Here is an 18,842-nt window from a genome sequence, read left to right on the forward strand (position 1 = left end):
GACCTGAGCGTGCGCGTCACCCCCGTGGCACGTGTCAGGCGACGGGTACGACGAGTGCCGGCAGGGTGCGCTGCATGCGCAGCGCGTCGACGGACTCGGCGAGCAGCTCGTACTCGGTGGTGTCGTCGTGGGCGGCGATCCGCACCAGCCGTCCGCCGGCCAACTCGTCCGCGACCAGCTCCTGCTGGACGTCGTCGGCACACCAGGCGCGCAGCAGCGCGGGGACGTCGGCCACCGTGTCCGCGACCGGGACGAGCGCACCCGCCGGGAAGGCGGGGGCCTCCGGGCTCGGGTCGAGCCGCTCGGCGATCCAGGACGCCCGGTCCCGTAACCACCACAGGGCCAGCGCCAGGGTCGGTGCGCGATAGGTGCCGAGCGGTACGCCGACACGCTGTCCGCCGCACATGCCGTACGCGGTGACATGGCACAGGAATTCGTCGTGCACGATCACTCCCCCGAACGCATCGCTGTGGTGCCGGCCGAACCCTCGCTTTCCGTGCGGCTCCTGTGCGGTGAAAGTGCCCCTGATGTTCGAGTATCGCCACTCCCGAAACACTGTCACCATGACTTTCCGGCCAGTCTCTTGGCATATTCACCGCCCGCTCTGGCCGAAAATGCACCGGCTAAAGGGCGCCTCCGTCATTACCCGGGAGGTAATCGACCCACCCACCGCGGCTCGGGCATGGTGGTCACACCGGATCGGCGAAACCCCGGATCCGGTTCCTGACCAGCAGATATGACCTCGATGGAGGCTGATTCGCCATGACCGTGAACACCAACAGTTACGACAGCGCCGTCGCCCGTTACTTCGAGGCCTGGAACGCCACCGAGCCGGAGGCCCTGCAGAAGGCGGTCGCCGCTGCCTGGACCGCGGACGGCAGCTACACCGACCCGCTCGCCGACGTCCGCGGGCACGACCAGATCGCCGCTGTGATCGCCGCGGCCCACGAGCAGTTCCCGGGGTTCGCGTTCCGCCCCCTCGGCGCGGTGGACGGGCACCACGACACCGCGCGGTTCGGCTGGGAACTGGTGAACGAGGCGGACGGCTCGGCGCCGGTGGCCGGGTTCGACGTGATCACGCTGGACGGCGAGGGCCGGATCCGGCAGGTCTTGGGCTTCCTGGACCGGCTCCCGGGCGCCTGAGGCCGGGGCGGCGATGCGATTTCCCGCTCGCCGCGGACGACAAGAAGTCCGGCACGACAAGAAGTCCGGCACGGCGGGAAATCCGGCACGGCGGGAAATGCGGACGCGGAATGCGTCGCCGTCCTGCGGAAAAGCCTGGAGAAATGCGGCTGGACCCAAGCGGTCCGGCCACGGTCCGCCGCATTCTTCGGCACCCGCGAACCGGTCGGGCTCAAGCGTGCTGCCGTACGCCGACCACCCGGAGGCGGCGGCCCGCCTCCGGGTGGTCGGCGAGCGGCTTACGGCCTGACGATCGCGTCGATCCGGGCCAGTTCCTCGTCCTCGAAGTCCAGGTTGCGGATCGTGCCGACGCTGTCCTCGATCTGCTGCGGGCTGCTCGCGCCGACCAGGGCGGAGGTCACCCTGCCGCCCCGGAGCACCCAGGCCAGGGCCAGCTGGGCCAGGGTCTGGCCGCGGGACTTGGCGATCTCGTCCAGGGCGCGCAGTCGGCCGACCAGGTCCTCGGTGACCGCGTCCGAGTTCAGGAACGGGCTGTCGCTCGCCGCCCGGGAGCCCTCGGGGATGCCGTCGAGGTAGCGGCCGGTGAGCAGGCCCTGCTCCAGCGGGGAGTACACGATGGAGCCGACCCGCAGCTCGTCCAGGGCGTCCAGCAGGCCCTCGTCCTCGGGGCGCCGGTCGAGCATCGAGTAGCGCGGCTGGTGGATGAGGAGCGGGGTGCCGAGTTCGCCGAGAATGCGGGCGGCCTCGCGGGTCTGCTCCGCCGAGTAGTTGGAGACGCCGACGTAGAGGGCCTTGCCCTGCTGGACCGCGGAGTGCAGGGCGCCCATCGTCTCCTCCAGGGGAGTCTCCGGGTCGGGGCGGTGCGAGTAGAAGATGTCGACGTAGTCGAGGCCCATCCGCTTCAGGCTCTGGTCCAGCGAGGAGAGCAGGTACTTGCGCGAGCCCCATTCGCCGTACGGGCCGGGCCACATCAGGTAGCCGGCCTTGGTGGAGATCACCAGCTCGTCGCGGTACGGCGTGAAGTCGGCCTTCAGGGCCTCGCCGAGCGCGGACTCGGCGGCGCCGGGCGGCGGGCCGTAGTTGTTGGCGAGGTCGAAGTGGGTGACACCGAGGTCGAAGGCCCGGCGCAGGATGGCGCGCTGGGTCTCGACGGGCCGGTCGGGCCCGAAGTTGTGCCACAGGCCGAGGGACAGCGCGGGGAGCTTCAGGCCGCTGCGCCCGGTGCGCCGGTAGGGCATGTCGGCGTAACGGTCGGGGTGTCCGGTGTACAACGCGACTCCAGAGGGGTTGGCACAGGTGAGTCCGGTTCCGGGGAACCGGTGCCTACTCTGTCGCGGCCCGCTGGCAGTGGTCCAACAGGAGAATCCGATGGAATTCAGCGGATACGCTTCTGAGTCATGGAACTGCGCCATCTCCAGCACTTCGTCGCGGTCGCCGAGGACCAGCATTTCACCCGGGCCGCCGAACGCCTCATGGTGTCCCAGTCCGGCCTGTCGGCGTCCATCCGGGCGCTGGAGCGGGAGCTGCGGGCGCCGCTGTTCGTCCGCACCACCCGGCGGGTGACGCTCACCGAGGCGGGGCGCGCGCTGCTGGTGGAGGCCGAGCGGATCCTGGCGCAGGTGCGCTCGGCGCACGAGGCGGTGGCGGCGGTGCAGGGCGTGCTGCGCGGCACGCTGGCGCTCGGCACCGAGCAGTGCATCGCCGGGGTGCATGTGGCGCGGCTGCTGGCGGCCTTCCGGCGGCGCCATCCGGACGTGGAGATCCGGCTGCGGCAGGCGGGCTCGGGCGCGCTGGCCGAGGAGGTCACGGCCGGGCGGCTGGACCTGGCCTTCGCCTACCGGACCCAGGCGGACGACGACCAGCTGCGCTCGGTGTCGCTGACCAGCGAGCCGATGACCGTCCTGTGCCATCCCAGCCACCGGCTCGCCTCGGCCGGCGCGGTGCTGACACCGGACGACCTGGCCGGAGAGGTCTTCGTGGACTTCCACCCGGACTGGGGGCCGCGCCGCACCACCGACGCCGCCTTCACGACGGCCGGCGTCCGGCGCACGGTCGCGCTGGAGGTCAACGACGTGCACAGCCTGCTGGACCTGGTCGACGAGAACCTCGGCATCGCCGTCGTACCGCGGCACTTCCGGCACAAGCGGCCCTCGCTGAGGGCGCTCCCGCTGAAGGGCACGGGCGAGGCGGAGTACGAGACCGTGGCCCTGCTGCCGCCGGAGCGCGCGACGAGTCCCGCGGCCCGCGCCCTGGTCCAGCTGCTGGAGACAGAGGGTCTGACACCTCCCCAGGCCTGCTGATTCGGGACGGGTGCCGTTCGGCTTCCACGGAAGCCGGATTCCGCACGCATGACCGCGCGCGATGCGCCATGGTGGACGCATGCATGCGAAGGACATCCTCATCGACGGCTACGGCCGCATCCAGGAAGAAGTCCATGCCGCCCTCGACGGCCTCGGACCGGACGAGCTGCACTCCCGACCGGCCCCCGACGCCAACTCCATCGCCTGGCTCGTCTGGCACCTGACCCGGGTGCAGGACGACCACATCGCCGACGCCTTCGACCTGGACCAGGTGTGGCTGTCCCAGGACTGGCAGAAACGCTTCGGCCTCGACCTGCCCCACCACGACACCGGCTACGGGCACACACCCGCGAAGGTCGCGAAGGTGCGGGTCGAGTCGGCCGACCTGCTCACCGGGTACTACGACGCCGTGCACGAGCAGACCCTCGGCGCCCTGCGCGGGCTGGCCGCCAAGGATCTCGAACGGGTTGTGGACGTGCGCTGGGATCCCCCGGTCACCCTGGGCGTGCGGCTGGTGAGCGTCCTGTCCGACGACCTACAGCACATCGGACAGGCCGCCTACCTGCGGGGGCTCGTTCAGAGCGCGGACTTGTAACCCGGCAGGACCACGTCCTCGATGAGGGCGTTGCGCTCGTCGAACGGGATGAACGCGCTCTTGAGGGCGTTCACGGTGACCGTGCGCAGGTCCTCGACGGTCCAGCCGGCCTCCTCGACCAGCAGGGACATCTCCCGGGTCATCGTCGTGCCGGAGACCAGCCGGTTGTCGGTGTTGAGGGTGACCCGGAAGCCCAGGTCCTTCAGCGCGGTGATGGGGTGCTCGGCGATCGAGGTGGCGCAGCCCGTCTGGAGGTTGGAGGTCGGGCACATCTCCAGGGCGATCCGGCGGTCGCGCACCCAGCCGGCCAGGCGGCCGAGCTTGCCGTCGACGATGTCCTCGGTGATGCGCACGCCGTGGCCGATGCGCTGGGCGCCGCACACCTGCAAGGCCTGGTGGATGCTGGGCAGGCCGTGCGCCTCACCGGCGTGGATGGTGAACGGGACGCTCTCGCGGCGCAGGTGCTCGAAGGCAGCCAGGTGGTCGGCGGGCGGGAAGCCGTCCTCGGCACCGGCGATGTCGAAGCCGACGACACCGGCGTCGCGGTAGGCGACGGCCAGCTCGGCGGCCTCGCCGACCCGGTCGAACATGCGCATGCCGCAGAGCAGGGTGCCGACGCGGACGGGCGTGCCGGCGGCGGCCGCCTTGGCCATGCCGGCGGCGAGGCCCTCCTGGACGGTCTCCACGACCTCGTTCATCGTCAGCCCGCCCTGGGTGTTCAGCTCGGGCGCGTAGCGCACCTCGGCGTAGACGACGCCGTCGGCGGCCAGGTCGAGGACGTACTCCTCGGCGACGCGCAGCAGGCCCTCGCGGTTCTGCATGACGGCGAGGGTGTGCTCGAAGGTGGCTATGTAGCGGACCAGGTCGCCGGAGTTGGCGGCCTCGAAGTACCAGGCGGCCAGCTCGTCGGGGTCGGTGGTGGGCAGGGTGTGGCCGACCGCGGCCGCCAGTTCGACGACGGTGGCGGGGCGCAGGCCGCCGTCGAGGTGGTCGTGCAGGACGGCCTTGGGCAGGCGGCGGATCACTTCGGCGTCTACGCGCGTAGCAGTCATGGCGGGTCTTTCCTTGAGCAGGTGGTTCGAAGCGGCGGGAGAGGCGTGCGGCGGGAGGAGCGTGCCGCGGGGGATGTTCAGTCGGCGGGCTGGAGCAGGTCCCAGCGGTTGCCGTAGAGGTCCTGGAAGACGGCGACCGAGCCGTACGGCTCGTGGCGCGGCTCCTCCAGGAAGGTCACGCCGGCGGCCGTCATCCGGGCGTGGTCGCGGGCGAAGTCGTCGGTGTGCAGGAAGAACCCGACCCGTCCGCCGGTCTGGTCCCCGATCCGGGCGCGCTGGTCCTCGCCCCTGGCGCGGGCGAGCAGCAGGCCGGTGCCGTGGCTGTCACCGGGCTCCACGACGACCCAGCGGGAGCCGTCCGGCCGGGGCTCGTCCGCGGCCAGCCGGAATCCGAGGGCCTCGGTGTAGAAGCGGATGGCCTCGTCGTAGTCGTCCACGACGAGGGTGACCAGGGCAACGCGGCGCATCGGAGCCTTCCGGTGAGGGTGGTTAGCGGGTGAGGTTATACGTAAAACGTAACGGACGCCAGTCACCCTCCGTACGGGTGGTCTCGTCCGGGTCCGAGGAGCGGCCGGTCAGGGGTTCTCGTCGCCCTGGGCGACCTCGACCCGGTGGTGGAAGTCGGCCATTCCGGTCACCGAGGCCACGCAGGAGACGGCGGCGCAGGCGAGCAGGAGCGCGGCGATGCGCCGACCGGTCCGGTGCGCGGCCCGGGGGGCGGCCAGCAGGGCCTGGACGCGCTGCGGGACGGGGCCCGTCGTCGCCGCTGCGGCGAAGTCGGGGCGCTCCGAGCGGGCGGCCTGGCCGGCGAGGGCGGCGCGGGCGATGGCCCGGGCGGTCAGGCGCCGGTCGCCGACGGAGGCCGCCGCGGCCTCGTCCGCGGCGCGCTCGGCGGCGAGCCGGATCGTCTCGCGGACCGGGCGCAGGGCGGGATGGCAGTGCGCCGCGAGTTCGGCGGCGGCGAGGAAGTAGTGGTGGCCGCCCTCGTTGTGCGCCCGCTCGTGCGCGAACAGCGCCTCACGCTCGGGGGCGTCGAGGCTGCGCAGCATGGCGGTGGTGACGACAATGCGGTGCGGGCGCCCGGGCAGGGCGTACGCGTCCGGGCGGGGCGAGTCCACCACGCACAGGTCGCCCGCGGCCGGTCCGCGCCCGGCCTCCGAGCGGGCGGCCCGGAAGGCGCGGGTCTGGCGCAGGACCGAGCGGACCAGGGTCCAGCCGCACACGGCGAGGGCGCCGACGGAGGTCGCGGCGGCGGGCAGCACGACGAGGTCCGAGGCGGTGCGCAGCGGGCGGACCAGTTCGCCGAGCGCGGCGAACAGCGGCACCTTGAGCAGGCCGGTCAGCACGAACGCGCCGAGCGCGGCCAGCGAGCTGCCCGCGAGGACGACCGCACAGACGGTGACCGCCCACAGCGCGACGACCGGGGCGAGCCGGTCCAGGGCCCGCCTGGCCAGTGCCGGGAGGGCGAACGGCAGCAGCAGCGGCAGCAGGAGCAGTAGGGTCATCAGTCGTCGGATTCGAGCAGGTCCCGCAGGATGCGTTCGTCGTCGGGGCTGAGCTGGGCGACGAAGCGGGCGAGGACGGTCTCGCGGTCGGTGTCCCGGTCGAGTTCGGTGTGCATCCGGCGGGCGGTGAGGCCCTGGGCGTCCTGGAGCGGGAAGTAGGCGTAGCCGCGGCCCTGGCGGCTACGCTCGACCATCCCCTTGTCGTGCAGGCGGGTGAGGATCGTGGTCACCGTCGTACGTGCGAGGTCCGCGCCGAGGGTCAGCTGGACCTGGCCGGGCGTCTGGGGCGCGCCGGCGGCCCACAGGGCGGCCATGACGCTCGCTTCGAGCTCACCGGCCGGCCGGCGTTCATCCTTGGCGTCGGTCATGGGAACGTTCCTCACCCCGTCTTCGTCTACAGTTCGGAAGACCGTCTACACCATTGTAGTCAGCCAGGCGCTGTCCTGGGCCGTGCGCCCGCACGCCCATTATGAGAGGGGCCACCGACCATGTCCGAACGGCTGTGTGCCAACCGCCCGCTGCCCTTCCTCGACGGCTCCAGTCTGCCCGGCGCGGTGCGCGCCTTCGCGATACGCACCTTCCGTCTCCGACCGGACCCGACGACGGAAGAGCCTCTCCGACATGCGCGCCCTGTTTCCTCCCTCCCCGCTCCTGTCCGCGCGCCGCGCCCACGGCCTGCTGCGGCGCCGTCTGGGCCGGGCCGTGGCCGTGATGTACGCAGCCGCCGCACTGCTGCCCGGCCCGGGACTGTGGCTACGGCACCCCCACTCCCTCGGGTTCGCCGGACTCGCTGAGCTGCGCCTCGGCATACCGCAGTTCCTGCTGTCCCTGGTCCTGTTCGGCGCGGGGCTGCAGGTCCCGCTGCGGGAGCTGGGCCTCCTGCTGCGCCGGCCCGCCGCACTGCTCGCCGGGCTGGCCCTGCATGTGCTGGCGCCGCTGCTGATCGTGCCCGGGGTGGCGTTCGCGCTGCGGCAGTCGCCGGACCAGGACGGCGGCAGCGGCATGGTGACGGCGATGATCCTGGTGGTCGCCATGCCGGTGGCGGCCGGAGCGACGGTGTGGACCGCGAAGGGCGACGGGGACCAGCCCACGGCCGTCGGGCTGGTCCTCGCGTCGACGCTGGTCAGCCCGCTGACCGTGCCGCTGACGCTGGCCGCGCTGGGCCCGCTGCTGCACGGCTCCTACGCGGGCCGGCTGGCCGGCACCGCCTCGGCGGCCGGGGACTCCTTCGCACTGACCTCGGTGGTCCTGCCCTGCGCACTCGGTCTGCTGGGCCGGCTCGCGTTGCCGGCGGGCGCCCGCGACCGGCTGCTCGGCGCGGTGGTCCCGGCGGCGCTGCTGGGCTCGCTCCTGCTGACGTACGTGAACGCCAGCGGGGTCCTCGGCCCCTTCCTGCGCCATCCGCGCCCGATTCTGCTCGCGGCCGCGCTGGCCGTCGCCGCCACCGTGTGCGTCCTGTCCTTCACCCTGGGCGGCGTCACCGCGCGCCTGCTGCGCCTGGACGCCCGGGCCGGCGCCTCGGTGACCCTGGCCTGCGGCATGAACAACAGCAGCGCGAGCGCCGTGCTGATCACGACCGCGCTCCCCGACCGACCCCAGATCCTGCTGCCGGTGCTCGCGTACGGGCTGCTGCAGAAGGTGGCGGCGGGGCGGGTGGTGCGCGGTGCGGAACGCCGGCCGCCGCGGGACCGATGGCCCGAGGGCGGCCGGCCGGGCGTCAGACGGCCCGCGCGTGAAGGGCGTTCAGCCGCTCCAGCTCCTCCTGGCTGAGCCGCAGGGCGGCCGCGGCGACGTTCTCCGTCAGGTGGTCCGGGTTGCCGGTGCCGGGGATGGCGAGGACGTGCGGGCCCTGGTGCAGGGTCCAGGCGGTGCGGATCTGCGCGGGGCTCACGCCGTGCGCGCGGGCGACGGCGATCACCTCGTCGTCGTCGCGCGACCCGGCCGCGCCGCGCTCGGCGCCCTCGCCCGCGACGGCGAAGTAGGGCACGAAGGCGATGCCCCGTTCGCCGCACATCCGCAGGAGTTCGTCGGCCTGCGGGTCCGGGACGTCCAGCGCGTACCGGTTCTGCACGGAGACTACGGGGGCGATCTCCAACGCCTCGGTCAGGTGCCGGCGTTGGATCGCCGAGATGCCGAGGTGCCGTACCAGGCCCGCCTCGCGCAGTTCGGCGAGGGCTCCGAAGTGTTCGGCGATGGAGTCCTGGCCCATCCGGCGCAGATAGACGAGGTCGAGGTGGTCCCGGCCGAGCTGGCGCAGGTTCTCCTCGACGTGCCCGCGCAGCTGGTCGGGCCGGGCCGAGGTGCCCCACTCTCCGGAATAGTCGCGGAACGGGCCGACCTTGGTCGCGATGACCAGGTCGTCGGCGTAGGGCGCAAGGGCGATGTTGATGAGTTCGTTGGCGGAGCGCAGGGAGGAGAAGTAGAACGCGGCCGTGTCGATGTGGTTCACACCGAGTTCCACGGCCCTGCGCAGGACGGCGATCGAGCGTGCGCGGTCACTGACGGTGCCGAGATGGAAGGCGGCGCTGCCCGTCAGCCGCATGGCACCGAAGCCGATGCGGTGGACGGGCAGGTCGCCGAGCTCGAAGGTACCGGAGGCATCCGCGGTGATCGTTTCAGCGGTCATCGGCGGAGTTTCGCACACCGGCCCCGGAACCGTCCGCTCAGCCGAGCGGCTTGGCCAGCACGGCCTTGCGGTGGCTGAACGTCTCGATCGAGTAGCGCCCGTGGTAGCTGCCCATGCCGCTCTCCCCCACACCGCCGAACGGCAGGTCGGAGACGGTGAGGTGGGCGAGCGGCAGGCCGTACCCGAGGCCGCCGGAGGAGGTCTCGGCGGCGATGCGCCCGCGTGTCCGGTCCGACTCGCTGAAGACGTACAGCGCGAGCGGCTTGTCGCGGTCGTTGATGAAGTCGATCGCCGCGTCCAGGCCGGGCACGGTGACGACCGGCAGGATCGGGCCGAAGATCTCCTCCTGCATCACGGGGGACTTCGGGTCGACGTCCACGAGCACGGTCGGCGCGATGTACTTGTCCGTACGGTCGCTGCCGCCGCCGACCGCCACCCGGCCGGAGTCGAGCAGGGCGGAAATCCGGTCGAAGTGGCGCTCGTTGACGATCCGGCCGTACTCGGGCGAGGCCTGCGGGTCGGCGCCGAAGAGGGCGTCGACGGCGCGGACCAGCGCGGTCTCCAGGGCGGCGGCGGTCTCCGGGTCGGTGAGGACGTAGTCGGGGGCGACGCAGGTCTGGCCGGCGTTCAGGAACTTGCCGCGCGCCAACCGGTCCGCGACCACGTCGAGATCGGTGCCGCGGTCGACGAACACCGGTGACTTGCCGCCCAGTTCGAGGGCGACGGGGGTGAGGTGCTCGGCGGCGGCGCGCATCACGATGCGGCCGACGGCGCCGTTGCCGGTGTAGAAGATGTGGTCGAAGCGCTCGGCGAGCAGGGCCGTGGTCTCCGGGATGCCGCCCTCGACCACGGCGACGGCGTCCGTGTCGAGGTACGCGGGGATCAGCTCGGCCAGCGCGGCCGAGGTGGCCGGGGCCAGTTCGCTGGGCTTGGCCACGACCGCGTTACCGGAGGCCAGCGCGCCGACCATCGGAGCGAGCAGAAGCTGGGCCGGGTAGTTCCAGGGGGCGATGACGAGGACGACACCGAGCGGGTCGTACTGCGTCCAGGCCGTCGCGTCGCCGCCGAGGTGCGCCGGGACGGGCGCGGACTCCGGGCGCAGCCACTCGTCCAGGTGCTCCAGGGTGTGGTCGATCTCCCGGACGGTGAAGTCGATCTCCGTGCGATAGGCCTCGGTGCTGCTCTTGCCCAGGTCGGTGTGGAGGGCGGCGGCGAGGGCGGCGCCGTTCTCCGTGAGCATCGCGCGCAGGCGCCGGAGCTGGCCGGTGCGCCACTCGACGGGCTTGGTGCGGCCGGTGCGGAAGGTGGCGCGCAGCCGGGCCACGACGTCGGCGGGCTGCTCGGGGGTGGAGTGGTTCACGAATGCCTCGCTGGTGGTGCACGGGCTGGGTCGGCCCGAGCGTAGGGTCTCGAACGGTCAGATGTAAATGCCAACCTTTCAGGTACCCAAGTAAATTCCACCTGCTGTCGTCGGTGACGAGGGTCACGTCGTGCCCTGGTCCAGCTCCCGTCGGCGCCGCTCCAGATACGCCCGCTCGGCCTCGCTCGCGGCCAGCTCGACGGCCTTCGCGTACTCCCCCGCGGCCTCGGCGGGCCGGTCGAGGCGGCGCAGCAGGTCGGCGCGGACGGCGTGCAGCACGTGGTAGCCGGCGAGGTCGAGCGAGTCGACCAGGTCCAGGGCCTCGGCCGGGCCCTCGACCTCCGCCACCGCGACCGCCCGGTTCAGCGCGACGACCGGCGACGGGGCGACGGCCGTCAGCTGGTCGTACAGGCGCAGGATCTGGCCCCAGTCGGTGGCGGCGGCGATCGGTGCGTCGCTGTGCACGGCGTTGATCGCGGCCTGGATCTGGTACGGCCCCGGCCGGTTGCGACGCAGACAGCGCCGGACCAGGTCCTGGCCCTCGGCGATCAGACCCCGGTCCCACCGGCCGCGGTCCTGCTCGGGCAGCGGCACCAGGGCGCCGTCCGTGTCCCGCCGGGCCGGTCGGCGCGCTTCGGTCAGCAGCATCAGTGCGAGCAGTCCGGCAGCCTCGGGTTCGTCCGGCATCAGCTCGGCGAGCAGCCGGCCGAGCCGTACGGCTTCCGCGCACAGGGCGGGGTCGCCGGTGTAGCCCTCGTTGAAGATCAGGTAGACGACGGCGAGGACTCCGCCGAGCCGGTCGGGCAGATCGGCGTCGCGGGGCACGCGGTACGGGATGCCCGCGTCGCGGATCTTGGCCTTGGCCCGCACCAGCCGCTGGGCGAGAGTCGGCTCGGGGACCAGGAAGGCGCGAGCGATCTGGGCGGTGCTCAGGCCGCCGAGCAGGCGCAGGGTGAGGGCGACCCGGGACTGCAGGGCGAGTGCGGGGTGGCAGCAGGTGAAGATCAGACGGAGCCGGTCGTCGCGCACGGGGCCCTCCTCGGGCGGTGCGTCGGGCGCGTACAGCAGGGCGGCCTCCGCGTGCCGGGCGTCCCGGGAGGACTCGCGGCGCAGCCGGTCGACGGCCCGGTTGCGGGCGGTGGTGATGATCCAGCCGGCCGGGCTCGGCGGCACGCCGGTCTCCGGCCACTTGCGCACGGCGGTGGTGAAGGCGTCCTGCACCGCCTCCTCGGCGAGGTCGATGTCGCCGAGGAAGCGGACGAGGACGGAGACCGCGCGCCCGTACTCCGCGCGGAAGACGGCCTCGATGTCAGGAGCCTCGACCATCAGTGCTGGTCCACGAACGGCCGTACCTCGATGGGCAGGGTGGTCGCCAGGGCTGCCTTGCGCCCCCACTCCAGGGCCTCGTCCAGGTCGGCGGCCCGGATCAGACAGAGTCCGCCCAGGTACTCCTTGCCCTCGGCGAAGGGGCCGTCGGTGATGAGGACGTCGCCGTCCTTGGGACGGAGCATGGTGGCGGTCTCCGGGCCGTGCAGGCCACCGGCGAAGACCCAGGCTCCGGCCGCACGCAGTTCGTCGTTGAAGGCCTCGACGTCGCGCATGATCTCGGCGAGCGCGTCGGGGGCGGGGGGCTGTCCGCCGGCGGGCTGGACCACGCTGAGCAGGTAGTGCTTCATGATTCCTCCTGGGCTTCCACCCGGGCGTCTTCCCGGGGTGGGGGGTGTTTGTCACCTCCTACACGAACGGCCGGAGCCCGGATCGACACCGCGCGCCGCGGATCCGGAAGAAAAATTCGCCGGCGATCTTCGGAAGAATCTCCCGCATGACCATCACCGCACATCCGCTCGTCGTCCGCGCCCGGCGGCTCGCCGCCGATCTGCTCGTTCCCGAGGCCGAGCGGGTGGACCAGGAGGGCGTCCCCGCGAGCCATGTCGAGGCGGTGAAGCGGTCGGGGCTGCTCGGGGTGGTCGCGCCAGTCGCGTACGGCGGCTCCGGGGCATCGCCGGCCGTGCTGCGGGAGACCGCGGAGATCCTGGCCGGGGCGTGCTGCTCGACCTGGTTCGTGCAGACGCAGCACCACACGCCGGTGCAGACCCTGGCGAAGAGTGAACTGCCGGTGCGTGAACGCCTGTTGGGTCCGCTGTCGCGCGGCGAGCTGCTGTCCGGGGTGGCGTACGCGCATCTGCGGGCCCATCCGCGCGTCCCGGTGCGGGTCCGGCGGGAGGGCGGCGGCTGGCGGTTCGACGGGACCGTCCCCTGGTACACCGGATGGGGCCTGAACGACGTCATGCTGCTCGCCGGGCTGACCGAGGCCGACGAGGCCATGTTCGCCTTCGTCGACGCACGCGACCAGCCGGGCCTGCGGGCCTCGGCACCGCTGCGCCTCGCGGCGCTCACCGCCGCCCGTACGGTGTCGCTGGAGCTGGACGGCCTGCGGGTGCCCGAGGAGGCGGTGGCCCTGCGGACGCCGTACGCGTCGTGGGCGCCCGCCGACCGGGCCAGGACGCTCAACGCCAACCCGGCGGTCTTCGGCATCGCGGAAGCGGCGCTGTCCCTGCTCGACGAGGAGTCCGCCGGCCCGCTGCGTGCCCGCCTCGCCGACGTCCGCCACCGCGCCTACGCCCTGGCCGACCACCCGGCGCCGTTCGAGCGGGCCGCGGAGCGTCTGGCCGTGCGGGCCGAGGCGTACGAGGTCCTGGGTACGGCCACCACGGCGGCGGTGGTGGCCGGCGGCGGCCGCGCGATGTCCCTGACCAGCCGAGCCCAACGACTGGCCCGCGAGGGGATGTTCCTGCTGGTGCAGGGGCAGACGGCGGAGACGCGGCGGGCGCATCTGCGGGCGCTGGCCGGGGAACCGGGGGGCGGCGGTGGGGCGTGAGCCGGGACCGCTCCGGGGCGTCGAGCAGGAGGACTGCGGCCGACGCTCGGACGGAAGGAGCGCGTTGCGGTGCCGATGCGCCGGCGCACCAGCCCAAGCGGGGCGCAGAGCCGAGGGCGCATCGCGGGGCACGCGCACGAACGCCGGCGCGGGGTGTCACCGAGCCCGGGGTGTAGCCGCGGAACGCGGCCGCCTGGGCCAGGTGCACCACGCCGTGCGGGCCGAAGCCGTTGTCATGAATCCACAGTCATGAACCCGCAGTCCGCCAGGTCGAGTTGCCCCTCAGCTCGTGAACGGCACCTGGGCCGAGGGGGCCGCCGTGCTCCCGTCGGGATGCCGCCACAGACCCTGTGCGGCGAGCCGGGGCAGTACGCCCTCCCCGAACCAGTACGCCTCCTCCAGGTGCGGGTAGCCGGAGAGCACGAACTCGTCGATGCCGAGGGCGTGGTACTCCTTGATCCGCTCGGCGACCTCGTCGTGGCTGCCGACCAGAGCCGTGCCCGCGCCCCCGCGCACCAGGCCGATGCCGGCCCACAGGTTGGGGTGGATCTCCAGGCCGTCGCGGCTGCCGCCGTGCAGGGCGAGCATGCGCTGCTGGCCCTCGGACTCGCTGCGGCCGAGGCCCGCCTGCACGGACCGTACGGTCTCCGTGTCGAAGCCGTCGAGCAGCCGGTTCGCCTCGGCCCACGCCTGCTCGGAGGTGTCCCGGGTGATGACGTGCAGCCGGATGCCGAAGCGCAGGGTACGGCCGTGCCGTGCGGCCAGTTTCCGGATCCAGGCGATCTTCTCCGCGACCTGTGCGGGCGGCTCGCCCCAGGTCAGGTAGACGTCGACGTGCCGGGCGGCGATCTCCCCGGCGATGGGCGAGGAGCCACCGAAGTAGACCTCGGGCACCGGATCGGGCACCCGGCTCAGCCGCGCGTCCTCGACCTGGAGGTGCTCCCCGCTCAGGTCGACGCTCTTGCCCTCCCACAACTCCCGTACGATCTGCAGGAATTCGCCGGTACGACGGTAGCGGTCGTCCTTGTCGAGGAAGTCGCCGTAGGCCCGCTGCTCGCGGCTCTCACCGCCGGTGACCACGTTGAGCAGGAGCCGTCCGCCGGTCTGCCGCTGGAAGGTGGACGCCATCTGCGCGGCGAGCGTCGGCGAGACGAAGCCGGGCCGGAAGGCGACCAGGAACTTCAGCCGCTCGGTGTGCTGGCTGACCATGGCGGTGGTCAGCCACGCGTCCTCGCACCAGGCGCCGGTCGGGGTGAGCGCGCCGACGAAGCCCAGGTCCTCGGCGGCCCGCGCGATCTGGCTCAGGTAGGCGACCGTCGGCGGCCGGTCCCGGCCGGAGGCGGTGGCCGGGGTGCCGTGGCCGCCGCCGACGACGTGCCGGCTGTCGCCGTTGGTGGGCAGGAACCAGTGGAAGGTGAGGGACACGTGGGGGTCTCCGATCAGAGCAGGCCGTGTCGGGGCGGCCGGGTTCCGGTCAGCACGTACCGGCCGATGTGCTGGATCTTCCAGCGGGTCGGGTCGTGCGATCCAAAAGGTGCGGCGCGAAGCGCCTCGTGGAGGGGTGGTGGTCGGGCGACGGGTGGGCGGGTGCGGGCGTCGCACCAGTGACGGTGCAGGTTCAGTGAGTCGAGCGCGGCCCCTGGAAGGTCAGGTGGTGGGGCAGGACGCGGTCGGCGGGCAGCCCGGACGCGGACAGCCGGTCCAGCTCGGCGCGCGGCAGCCGGCGTTCGGCGTCCCGCTCGGCGGCCCCGGCCCGGAACTCCTCGGCCAGGGCCGCGGAGACCGCGAGTGCCTCCACGTCGTCGGCGATGACCTGGGCGGTCATGGTGCTCAGCTCGCCGCCGCCAGGACCGGGGTGCGGTCCAGGGCCGCCGAGAACTGGTCCACGATCTGTCCCAGCGCCTCGGCGGTGGCCGGGGCCACGGTGAGCGAGCCGTCCTCCCGTACGGTGATGTCCTTGTCGAGGGTGAACCAGCCCTGGACGATGTGGGCGGCGCCCATGGAGTTCAGCACCGGGCGCAGCGCGTAGTCGATGGCGAGGACGTGCGCGGTGGAGCCGCCGGTGGCGAGCGGCAGCACGGTCTTGCCGGTGAGCGCGTACTGCGGCAGCAGGTCGAGGAGCGCCTTGAGGACTCCGGAGTACGACGCCTTGTAGACGGGGGTGCCGACCACGACGCCGTCGGCCCGGGCGAACAGCTCGGTCGCCTCGACGATGGCCGGATGCTGGAAGTCGGCGCCGAGCAGCGCCTCGGCCGGGATCGTGCGGACGTCCAGCGGTATCACCTGGTGTCCCTGGGCGATCAGCCGCTGGTCCAGGTGACGCAGCAGGCGGCCGGTGCGCGAGGAGGCGGAGGGACTGCCGGAGACGGACAGGACGGTGGCCATGGGGTGCCTCATTCTGAGTGCCGGGCGCCGCACGGGGACGGGCGCGAGAGAGGGAGGGAGTCAGGCGTGGCGGGGACGGACCCGGGCCCGGGCTCCGGGAGCCCGGCCTCCAGCGGGGGCGTCGAGGGGCTTGGGCTTGAGTGAGAGGTCGCGCAACCGGTAGAAGTCACCGGCTAGTTCGGCGTGGTCCTCATTGCACGGGCGCTGCCGGCATGCGGAACTCCTGTTGCGGAATTGCTCGGCGCCTTTCCGGGCACGCCGAATTCAGCGCGTGCCGAACGCAGCGGAATTCAGGCGAGAGTGAAAGGGAGGGAGAGCGAAGAATCGCGGCGGATCGGAGAGAGTCGGGCGATCAGGCCGCGGCGCTACAGGAGGCGCTGGAGACGCGCGCGAGGTCGACATGGCGTCGCCGCGTGAGGTCCAGTCGCATCGTCATGCCGTCGATCGTGGCAGCCGCCCGCGAGGGCAGTCAAGGAAAACCCGACCGGTCTCGTATCGCGGACCATTGAATTTCACGAGGGTGTGACAGGAAAACCCTTGAACCCAGTCCGCCCGGCCGCGCATTCTGCGGTGGTGCGGACCGAACAACTGGAATACCTGGCGGCCGTGACCCGGCTCGGCTCGCTGCGCCGGGCGGCCGACGAACTGCGCCTGTCCCAGCCCGCGTTGAGCGAGACGGTGCGCAATCTGGAGCGGGAGCTGGGCGTCGACCTGCTGGAGCGCAAGCGGTCGGGCGCGACGATGAGCGCGGCCGGCCGGGAGTTGCTGCCGCACATCGTCAGCGTGCTGGAGGCGGTGGACCGGCTGCGCGCCGCGGCGGGCGAGCAGCACCGGGTCAGCCGGATGGTGCGCGTCGGCACGGTCAACGCGGCGACGGTGCCGCTGCTGATCCCCGTGCTGCGGGAGTTCCGGGCGGCGCACCCCGTCACCCAGGTCGAGGTGGTGGGGGCGCAGCAGCCGGAGATCCGGCGCGGGCTGGTGGAGGGCGGCTTCGACCTGGGTCTGGTCAATCACCTGGACGGCGACGACGTACCCGCCGGCGTGGAGTCCACGCAGCTGCTGAGCGGCCGGCCCGTGGTGTGTCTGCGCGCGGACAGCCCGCTCGCCGCGCGGTCCGTGGTGACCGTCGAGGACCTGCTCGGTGTTCCGCTGATCGCGATGCGCGCCGGGTATGTGATGCACCGGTACGTGCACCGGCTGCTGGCCGGCCGCACCCCGGCGTTCTCGTACTCGACGGACGGTGCGGAGATGGGAAAGCTGCTGGTCGCCGAGGGGCTGGGGGTGACGGTTCTGCCGGACTTCAGCGTGGTCGGGGACCCGCTGGAGCGGAGCGGGACGATCGTCCACCGGCCGCTCGCCGACGAGAAGACCCGGGTGCTGCTGATGCTCCAGCGCCGCCGCGCCGATTCGGTGCCGCAGGCGGCACGGGAGCTGCACACGACGTTCGTACGCCGGGCGCGGGAGCTGTCGGCGCGCTGAGGGCCGCGTACTCCTTCGTGGGCCGGGCCGCCCGGGATCGGCGCGGCCGTGCCGGGCCGGCTCACCCGCGACGCCTGCATCCGCCGGCCGCCCCGGTCCGGAACCTCTCAGTGTCCGCACCCCGCGTCCCGGAGCCGCGCCATGTACGTCTCGATCGTCCTGTTCACCGCCGATCTGCGCCTGCACGACCACCCGCCCCTGCGGGCCGCGCTGGACGGCGCCCGTGAGGTCGTTCCCCTGTTCGTCCACGACCGGGGCGTGACGGACGCGGGGTTCGCGGCGCCCAACCGGCTGGCGTTCCTCGCGGACTGCCTGCGGGATCTGGACGCCGGGCTGCGCGAGCGCGGCGGCCGGCTCGTGCTGCGCTCCGGTGACGTCGTCACGGAGGTGTGCAGGGTGGCGGCGGAGGCCGAGGCCGACGAGGTGCACCTGGCGGCCGACGTCAGCGCCTACGCGCAGGCCCGGGAGCGGCGGCTGCGGCGGGCCCTGGAGGCGGACGGACGGCGGCTGCACGTCCACGACACGGTGACCTGCGCGGTGGCCCCCGGCACGGTGACCCCGGCCGCCTCGGACCACTTCGCCGTGTTCACACCGTACTTCCGCACGTGGTCGGCGCAGGGGCTGCGGGGCGTCCTCCGTGCGCCCCGCTCGGTCCGGGTACCGGAGGGCATCGCGTCCGAGGGGCTGCCGTCCCGTACCGCGCTGCCGGGTGTGTCACGGGGGCTGGCCGCGGGCGGGGAGACGGAGGGCCGCGTGCGCCTCGCCGCGTGGCTGCGGACCGACGTCGCCGCCTACGCCGACCGGCACGACGACCTGGCCGGCGACGCGACCTCTCGCCTCTCCCCGCACCTGCACTTCGGCACCCTGTCCCCCGTCGAGCTGGTCCACCGGGCGCGCGGAAAAGGCGGCCCGGGTACGGAGGCGTTCGTACGGCAGCTCGCGTGGCGCGACTTCCACCGTCAGGTGCTGGCGGCACGGCCCGCCGCGGCCGGCGCCGACTACCGTACGCGGCACGACCGTTGGCGGTCGCTGGAGACGGCACGGGAGGACGTCGAGGCCTGGCGGGAGGGCCGTACCGGCTATCCGGTGGTCGACGCGGCAATGCGCCAGCTGCGGCACGAGGGCTGGATGCACAACCGCGGCCGGCTGCTGACGGCGAGCTTCCTCACCAAGACGCTGTACGTCGACTGGCGGGTGGGCGCCCGGTACTTCCTGGAGCTGCTGGTGGACGGCGACGTGGCCGACAACCAGCTGAACTGGCAGTGGGTGGCCGGGACGGGCACGGACACCCGCCCACACCGGGTTCTCAATCCGGTCACCCAGGGCAAGCGGTACGACCCCGACGGTACGTACGTCCGGCGATGGGTGGAGGAGCTGAGGGGCGTCGAGGGACGCGCGGTGCACGAGCCGTGGAAACTCCGGGATCCGGAGCGGGCGGTCGCCGGTGCGTATCCGGACCCGATCATCGAACTGGCCGACGGGCTGGCCCGCTTCAAGCGGGCCCGCGGACGCGACTGAG

At 72.9% G+C, this 18,842-nt stretch carries 20 protein-coding genes and 2 pseudogenes; 7 read left to right on the plus strand and 15 right to left on the minus strand.

Annotation, left to right across the window (positions count from 1 at the left end):
• Positions 1 to 34: 34 nt before the first annotated feature.
• Positions 35 to 445: a hypothetical protein gene (locus BEK98_RS40265; protein ID WP_094221793.1), complete on the minus strand. Its 411-nt coding sequence runs from the start codon at positions 443 to 445 to the stop codon at positions 35 to 37.
• Positions 446 to 762: 317 nt separating this feature from the next.
• On the opposite strand from BEK98_RS40265, the gene BEK98_RS40270 reads away from it, so the two are divergent.
• Entirely contained in the window at positions 763 to 1,143 is a 381-nt protein-coding gene (locus tag BEK98_RS40270) for a nuclear transport factor 2 family protein (protein WP_094221750.1), read from the plus strand.
• Between the two features lie 278 nt (positions 1,144 to 1,421).
• Here the strand turns inward: BEK98_RS40270 and mgrA are convergent, their stop codons facing one another.
• Positions 1,422 to 2,414: an L-glyceraldehyde 3-phosphate reductase gene (gene mgrA / locus BEK98_RS40275; RefSeq protein ID WP_094221751.1), complete on the minus strand. Its 993-nt coding sequence runs from the start codon at positions 2,412 to 2,414 to the stop codon at positions 1,422 to 1,424.
• Between the two features lie 126 nt (positions 2,415 to 2,540).
• Here mgrA and BEK98_RS40280 point away from each other — a divergent pair, with 126 nt between their 5' ends.
• Both BEK98_RS40280 and BEK98_RS40285 read left to right on the plus strand, forming a co-directional pair.
• The gene (locus BEK98_RS40280; protein ID WP_094221752.1) at positions 2,541 to 3,443 is read left to right on the plus strand and encodes a LysR family transcriptional regulator; all 903 of its coding nucleotides are present in this window, start codon (positions 2,541 to 2,543) and stop codon (positions 3,441 to 3,443) included.
• A 79-nt stretch (positions 3,444 to 3,522) separates the two neighbouring features.
• Positions 3,523 to 4,038, plus strand: coding sequence for a mycothiol transferase (locus BEK98_RS40285; RefSeq protein WP_094221753.1), 516 nt, complete (start codon positions 3,523 to 3,525; stop codon positions 4,036 to 4,038).
• On the opposite strand, the gene BEK98_RS40290 is transcribed toward BEK98_RS40285, so the two are convergent.
• The 4 genes from BEK98_RS40290 to BEK98_RS40305 form a co-directional block, all read right to left on the minus strand.
• The gene (locus BEK98_RS40290; RefSeq protein ID WP_094221754.1) at positions 4,020 to 5,090 is read right to left on the minus strand and encodes an adenosine deaminase; all 1,071 of its coding nucleotides are present in this window, start codon (positions 5,088 to 5,090) and stop codon (positions 4,020 to 4,022) included. The genes BEK98_RS40285 and BEK98_RS40290 overlap by 19 nt on opposite strands.
• Before the next feature lie 77 nt (positions 5,091 to 5,167).
• The gene (locus BEK98_RS40295; RefSeq protein ID WP_094221755.1) at positions 5,168 to 5,557 is read right to left on the minus strand and encodes a VOC family protein; all 390 of its coding nucleotides are present in this window, start codon (positions 5,555 to 5,557) and stop codon (positions 5,168 to 5,170) included.
• A 108-nt stretch (positions 5,558 to 5,665) separates the two neighbouring features.
• The gene (locus BEK98_RS40300) at positions 5,666 to 6,595 is read right to left on the minus strand and encodes a M48 family metalloprotease (protein WP_094221756.1); all 930 of its coding nucleotides are present in this window, start codon (positions 6,593 to 6,595) and stop codon (positions 5,666 to 5,668) included.
• Positions 6,595 to 6,963 (minus strand): BlaI/MecI/CopY family transcriptional regulator, encoded by a 369-nt coding sequence (locus BEK98_RS40305; protein ID WP_094221757.1) that lies wholly within the window; start codon positions 6,961 to 6,963, stop codon positions 6,595 to 6,597. The genes BEK98_RS40300 and BEK98_RS40305 overlap by 1 nt, the downstream gene beginning before the upstream one ends.
• 253 nt (positions 6,964 to 7,216) lie before the next feature.
• Here BEK98_RS40305 and BEK98_RS40310 point away from each other — a divergent pair, with 253 nt between their 5' ends.
• A complete protein-coding gene (locus tag BEK98_RS40310) occupies positions 7,217 to 8,365 on the plus strand; it encodes a bile acid:sodium symporter family protein (protein ID WP_094221758.1) in 1,149 nt (382 codons plus the stop codon).
• On the opposite strand, the gene BEK98_RS40315 is transcribed toward BEK98_RS40310, so the two are convergent.
• The 4 genes from BEK98_RS40315 to BEK98_RS40330 form a co-directional block, all read right to left on the minus strand.
• Positions 8,313 to 9,221 carry an aldo/keto reductase gene (locus BEK98_RS40315; RefSeq protein ID WP_167444368.1) on the minus strand — a complete coding sequence of 303 codons (909 nt, stop codon included), beginning with the start codon at positions 9,219 to 9,221 and terminating at the stop codon, positions 8,313 to 8,315. The genes BEK98_RS40310 and BEK98_RS40315 overlap by 53 nt on opposite strands.
• A 37-nt stretch (positions 9,222 to 9,258) precedes the next feature.
• Positions 9,259 to 10,581, minus strand: a complete 1,323-nt coding sequence (locus BEK98_RS40320; protein ID WP_094221760.1) for an aldehyde dehydrogenase family protein — start codon at positions 10,579 to 10,581, stop codon at positions 9,259 to 9,261.
• Positions 10,582 to 10,704: 123 nt separating this feature from the next.
• Positions 10,705 to 11,907 carry an RNA polymerase sigma factor gene (locus BEK98_RS40325; protein WP_094221761.1) on the minus strand — a complete coding sequence of 401 codons (1,203 nt, stop codon included), beginning with the start codon at positions 11,905 to 11,907 and terminating at the stop codon, positions 10,705 to 10,707.
• Complete coding sequence (locus BEK98_RS40330) at positions 11,907 to 12,257, minus strand: YciI family protein (protein WP_094221762.1); 351 nt, start codon at positions 12,255 to 12,257, stop codon at positions 11,907 to 11,909. Before BEK98_RS40330 ends, BEK98_RS40325 begins: the two co-directional genes overlap by 1 nt.
• Before the next feature lie 146 nt (positions 12,258 to 12,403).
• On the opposite strand from BEK98_RS40330, the gene BEK98_RS40335 reads away from it, so the two are divergent.
• A complete protein-coding gene (locus BEK98_RS40335) occupies positions 12,404 to 13,459 on the plus strand; it encodes an acyl-CoA dehydrogenase family protein (protein WP_094221763.1) in 1,056 nt (351 codons plus the stop codon).
• Positions 13,460 to 13,741: 282 nt separating this feature from the next.
• Here the strand turns inward: BEK98_RS40335 and BEK98_RS40340 are convergent, their stop codons facing one another.
• The 5 genes and pseudogenes from BEK98_RS40340 to BEK98_RS51450 form a co-directional block, all read right to left on the minus strand.
• Positions 13,742 to 14,884 carry an LLM class flavin-dependent oxidoreductase gene (locus tag BEK98_RS40340; protein ID WP_094221764.1) on the minus strand — a complete coding sequence of 381 codons (1,143 nt, stop codon included), beginning with the start codon at positions 14,882 to 14,884 and terminating at the stop codon, positions 13,742 to 13,744.
• Between the two features lie 226 nt (positions 14,885 to 15,110).
• Positions 15,111 to 15,284: pseudogene (locus BEK98_RS40350) on the minus strand (SfnB family sulfur acquisition oxidoreductase); the annotation flags it as partial.
• Positions 15,285 to 15,289: 5 nt separating this feature from the next.
• Positions 15,290 to 15,844 carry an NADPH-dependent FMN reductase gene (gene ssuE / locus BEK98_RS40355; protein WP_094221766.1) on the minus strand — a complete coding sequence of 185 codons (555 nt, stop codon included), beginning with the start codon at positions 15,842 to 15,844 and terminating at the stop codon, positions 15,290 to 15,292.
• Positions 15,845 to 15,928: 84 nt separating this feature from the next.
• Positions 15,929 to 16,036, minus strand: a pseudogene (locus BEK98_RS51445) (dimethylsulfone monooxygenase SfnG); the annotation flags it as partial.
• A 160-nt stretch (positions 16,037 to 16,196) separates the two neighbouring features.
• Positions 16,197 to 16,280, minus strand: a complete 84-nt coding sequence (locus tag BEK98_RS51450) for a putative leader peptide (protein ID WP_393349143.1) — start codon at positions 16,278 to 16,280, stop codon at positions 16,197 to 16,199.
• A gap of 137 nt (positions 16,281 to 16,417) precedes the next feature.
• Between BEK98_RS51450 and BEK98_RS40365 the strand changes: the two genes are divergently transcribed.
• Both BEK98_RS40365 and BEK98_RS40370 read left to right on the plus strand, forming a co-directional pair.
• Entirely contained in the window at positions 16,418 to 17,323 is a 906-nt protein-coding gene (locus BEK98_RS40365) for a LysR family transcriptional regulator (protein ID WP_208643369.1), read from the plus strand.
• A gap of 141 nt (positions 17,324 to 17,464) precedes the next feature.
• Positions 17,465 to 18,841, plus strand: coding sequence for a cryptochrome/photolyase family protein (locus BEK98_RS40370; protein ID WP_094221768.1), 1,377 nt, complete (start codon positions 17,465 to 17,467; stop codon positions 18,839 to 18,841).
• The last annotated feature ends 1 nt before the right edge of the window (position 18,842 follow it).

The organism is Streptomyces diastatochromogenes, assembly GCF_002242805.1.
Classification (GTDB): domain Bacteria; phylum Actinomycetota; class Actinomycetes; order Streptomycetales; family Streptomycetaceae; genus Streptomyces; species Streptomyces diastatochromogenes.

Bases quoted from the DNA above. Each gene is read 5' to 3' on its own strand.
- BEK98_RS51450 (WP_393349143.1), bottom strand. From the start codon at position 16,280: ATGACGATGCGACTGGACCTCACGCGGCGACGCCATGTCGACCTCGCG.
- BEK98_RS40370 (WP_094221768.1), top strand. From the start codon at position 17,465: ATGTACGTCTCGATCGTCCTGTTCACCGCCGATCTGCGCCTGCACGAC.
- BEK98_RS40325 (WP_094221761.1), bottom strand. From the start codon at position 11,907: ATGGTCGAGGCTCCTGACATCGAGGCCGTCTTCCGCGCGGAGTACGGG.
- BEK98_RS40315 (WP_167444368.1), bottom strand. From the start codon at position 9,221: ATGACCGCTGAAACGATCACCGCGGATGCCTCCGGTACCTTCGAGCTC.
- BEK98_RS40305 (WP_094221757.1), bottom strand. From the start codon at position 6,963: ATGACCGACGCCAAGGATGAACGCCGGCCGGCCGGTGAGCTCGAAGCG.
- ssuE (WP_094221766.1), bottom strand. From the start codon at position 15,844: ATGGCCACCGTCCTGTCCGTCTCCGGCAGTCCCTCCGCCTCCTCGCGC.
- BEK98_RS40290 (WP_094221754.1), bottom strand. From the start codon at position 5,090: ATGACTGCTACGCGCGTAGACGCCGAAGTGATCCGCCGCCTGCCCAAG.
- BEK98_RS40300 (WP_094221756.1), bottom strand. From the start codon at position 6,595: ATGACCCTACTGCTCCTGCTGCCGCTGCTGCTGCCGTTCGCCCTCCCG.
- BEK98_RS40295 (WP_094221755.1), bottom strand. From the start codon at position 5,557: ATGCGCCGCGTTGCCCTGGTCACCCTCGTCGTGGACGACTACGACGAG.
- BEK98_RS40335 (WP_094221763.1), top strand. From the start codon at position 12,404: ATGACCATCACCGCACATCCGCTCGTCGTCCGCGCCCGGCGGCTCGCC.
- BEK98_RS40310 (WP_094221758.1), top strand. From the start codon at position 7,217: ATGCGCGCCCTGTTTCCTCCCTCCCCGCTCCTGTCCGCGCGCCGCGCC.
- BEK98_RS40270 (WP_094221750.1), top strand. From the start codon at position 763: ATGACCGTGAACACCAACAGTTACGACAGCGCCGTCGCCCGTTACTTC.
- BEK98_RS40285 (WP_094221753.1), top strand. From the start codon at position 3,523: ATGCATGCGAAGGACATCCTCATCGACGGCTACGGCCGCATCCAGGAA.
- BEK98_RS40280 (WP_094221752.1), top strand. From the start codon at position 2,541: ATGGAACTGCGCCATCTCCAGCACTTCGTCGCGGTCGCCGAGGACCAG.
- BEK98_RS40330 (WP_094221762.1), bottom strand. From the start codon at position 12,257: ATGAAGCACTACCTGCTCAGCGTGGTCCAGCCCGCCGGCGGACAGCCC.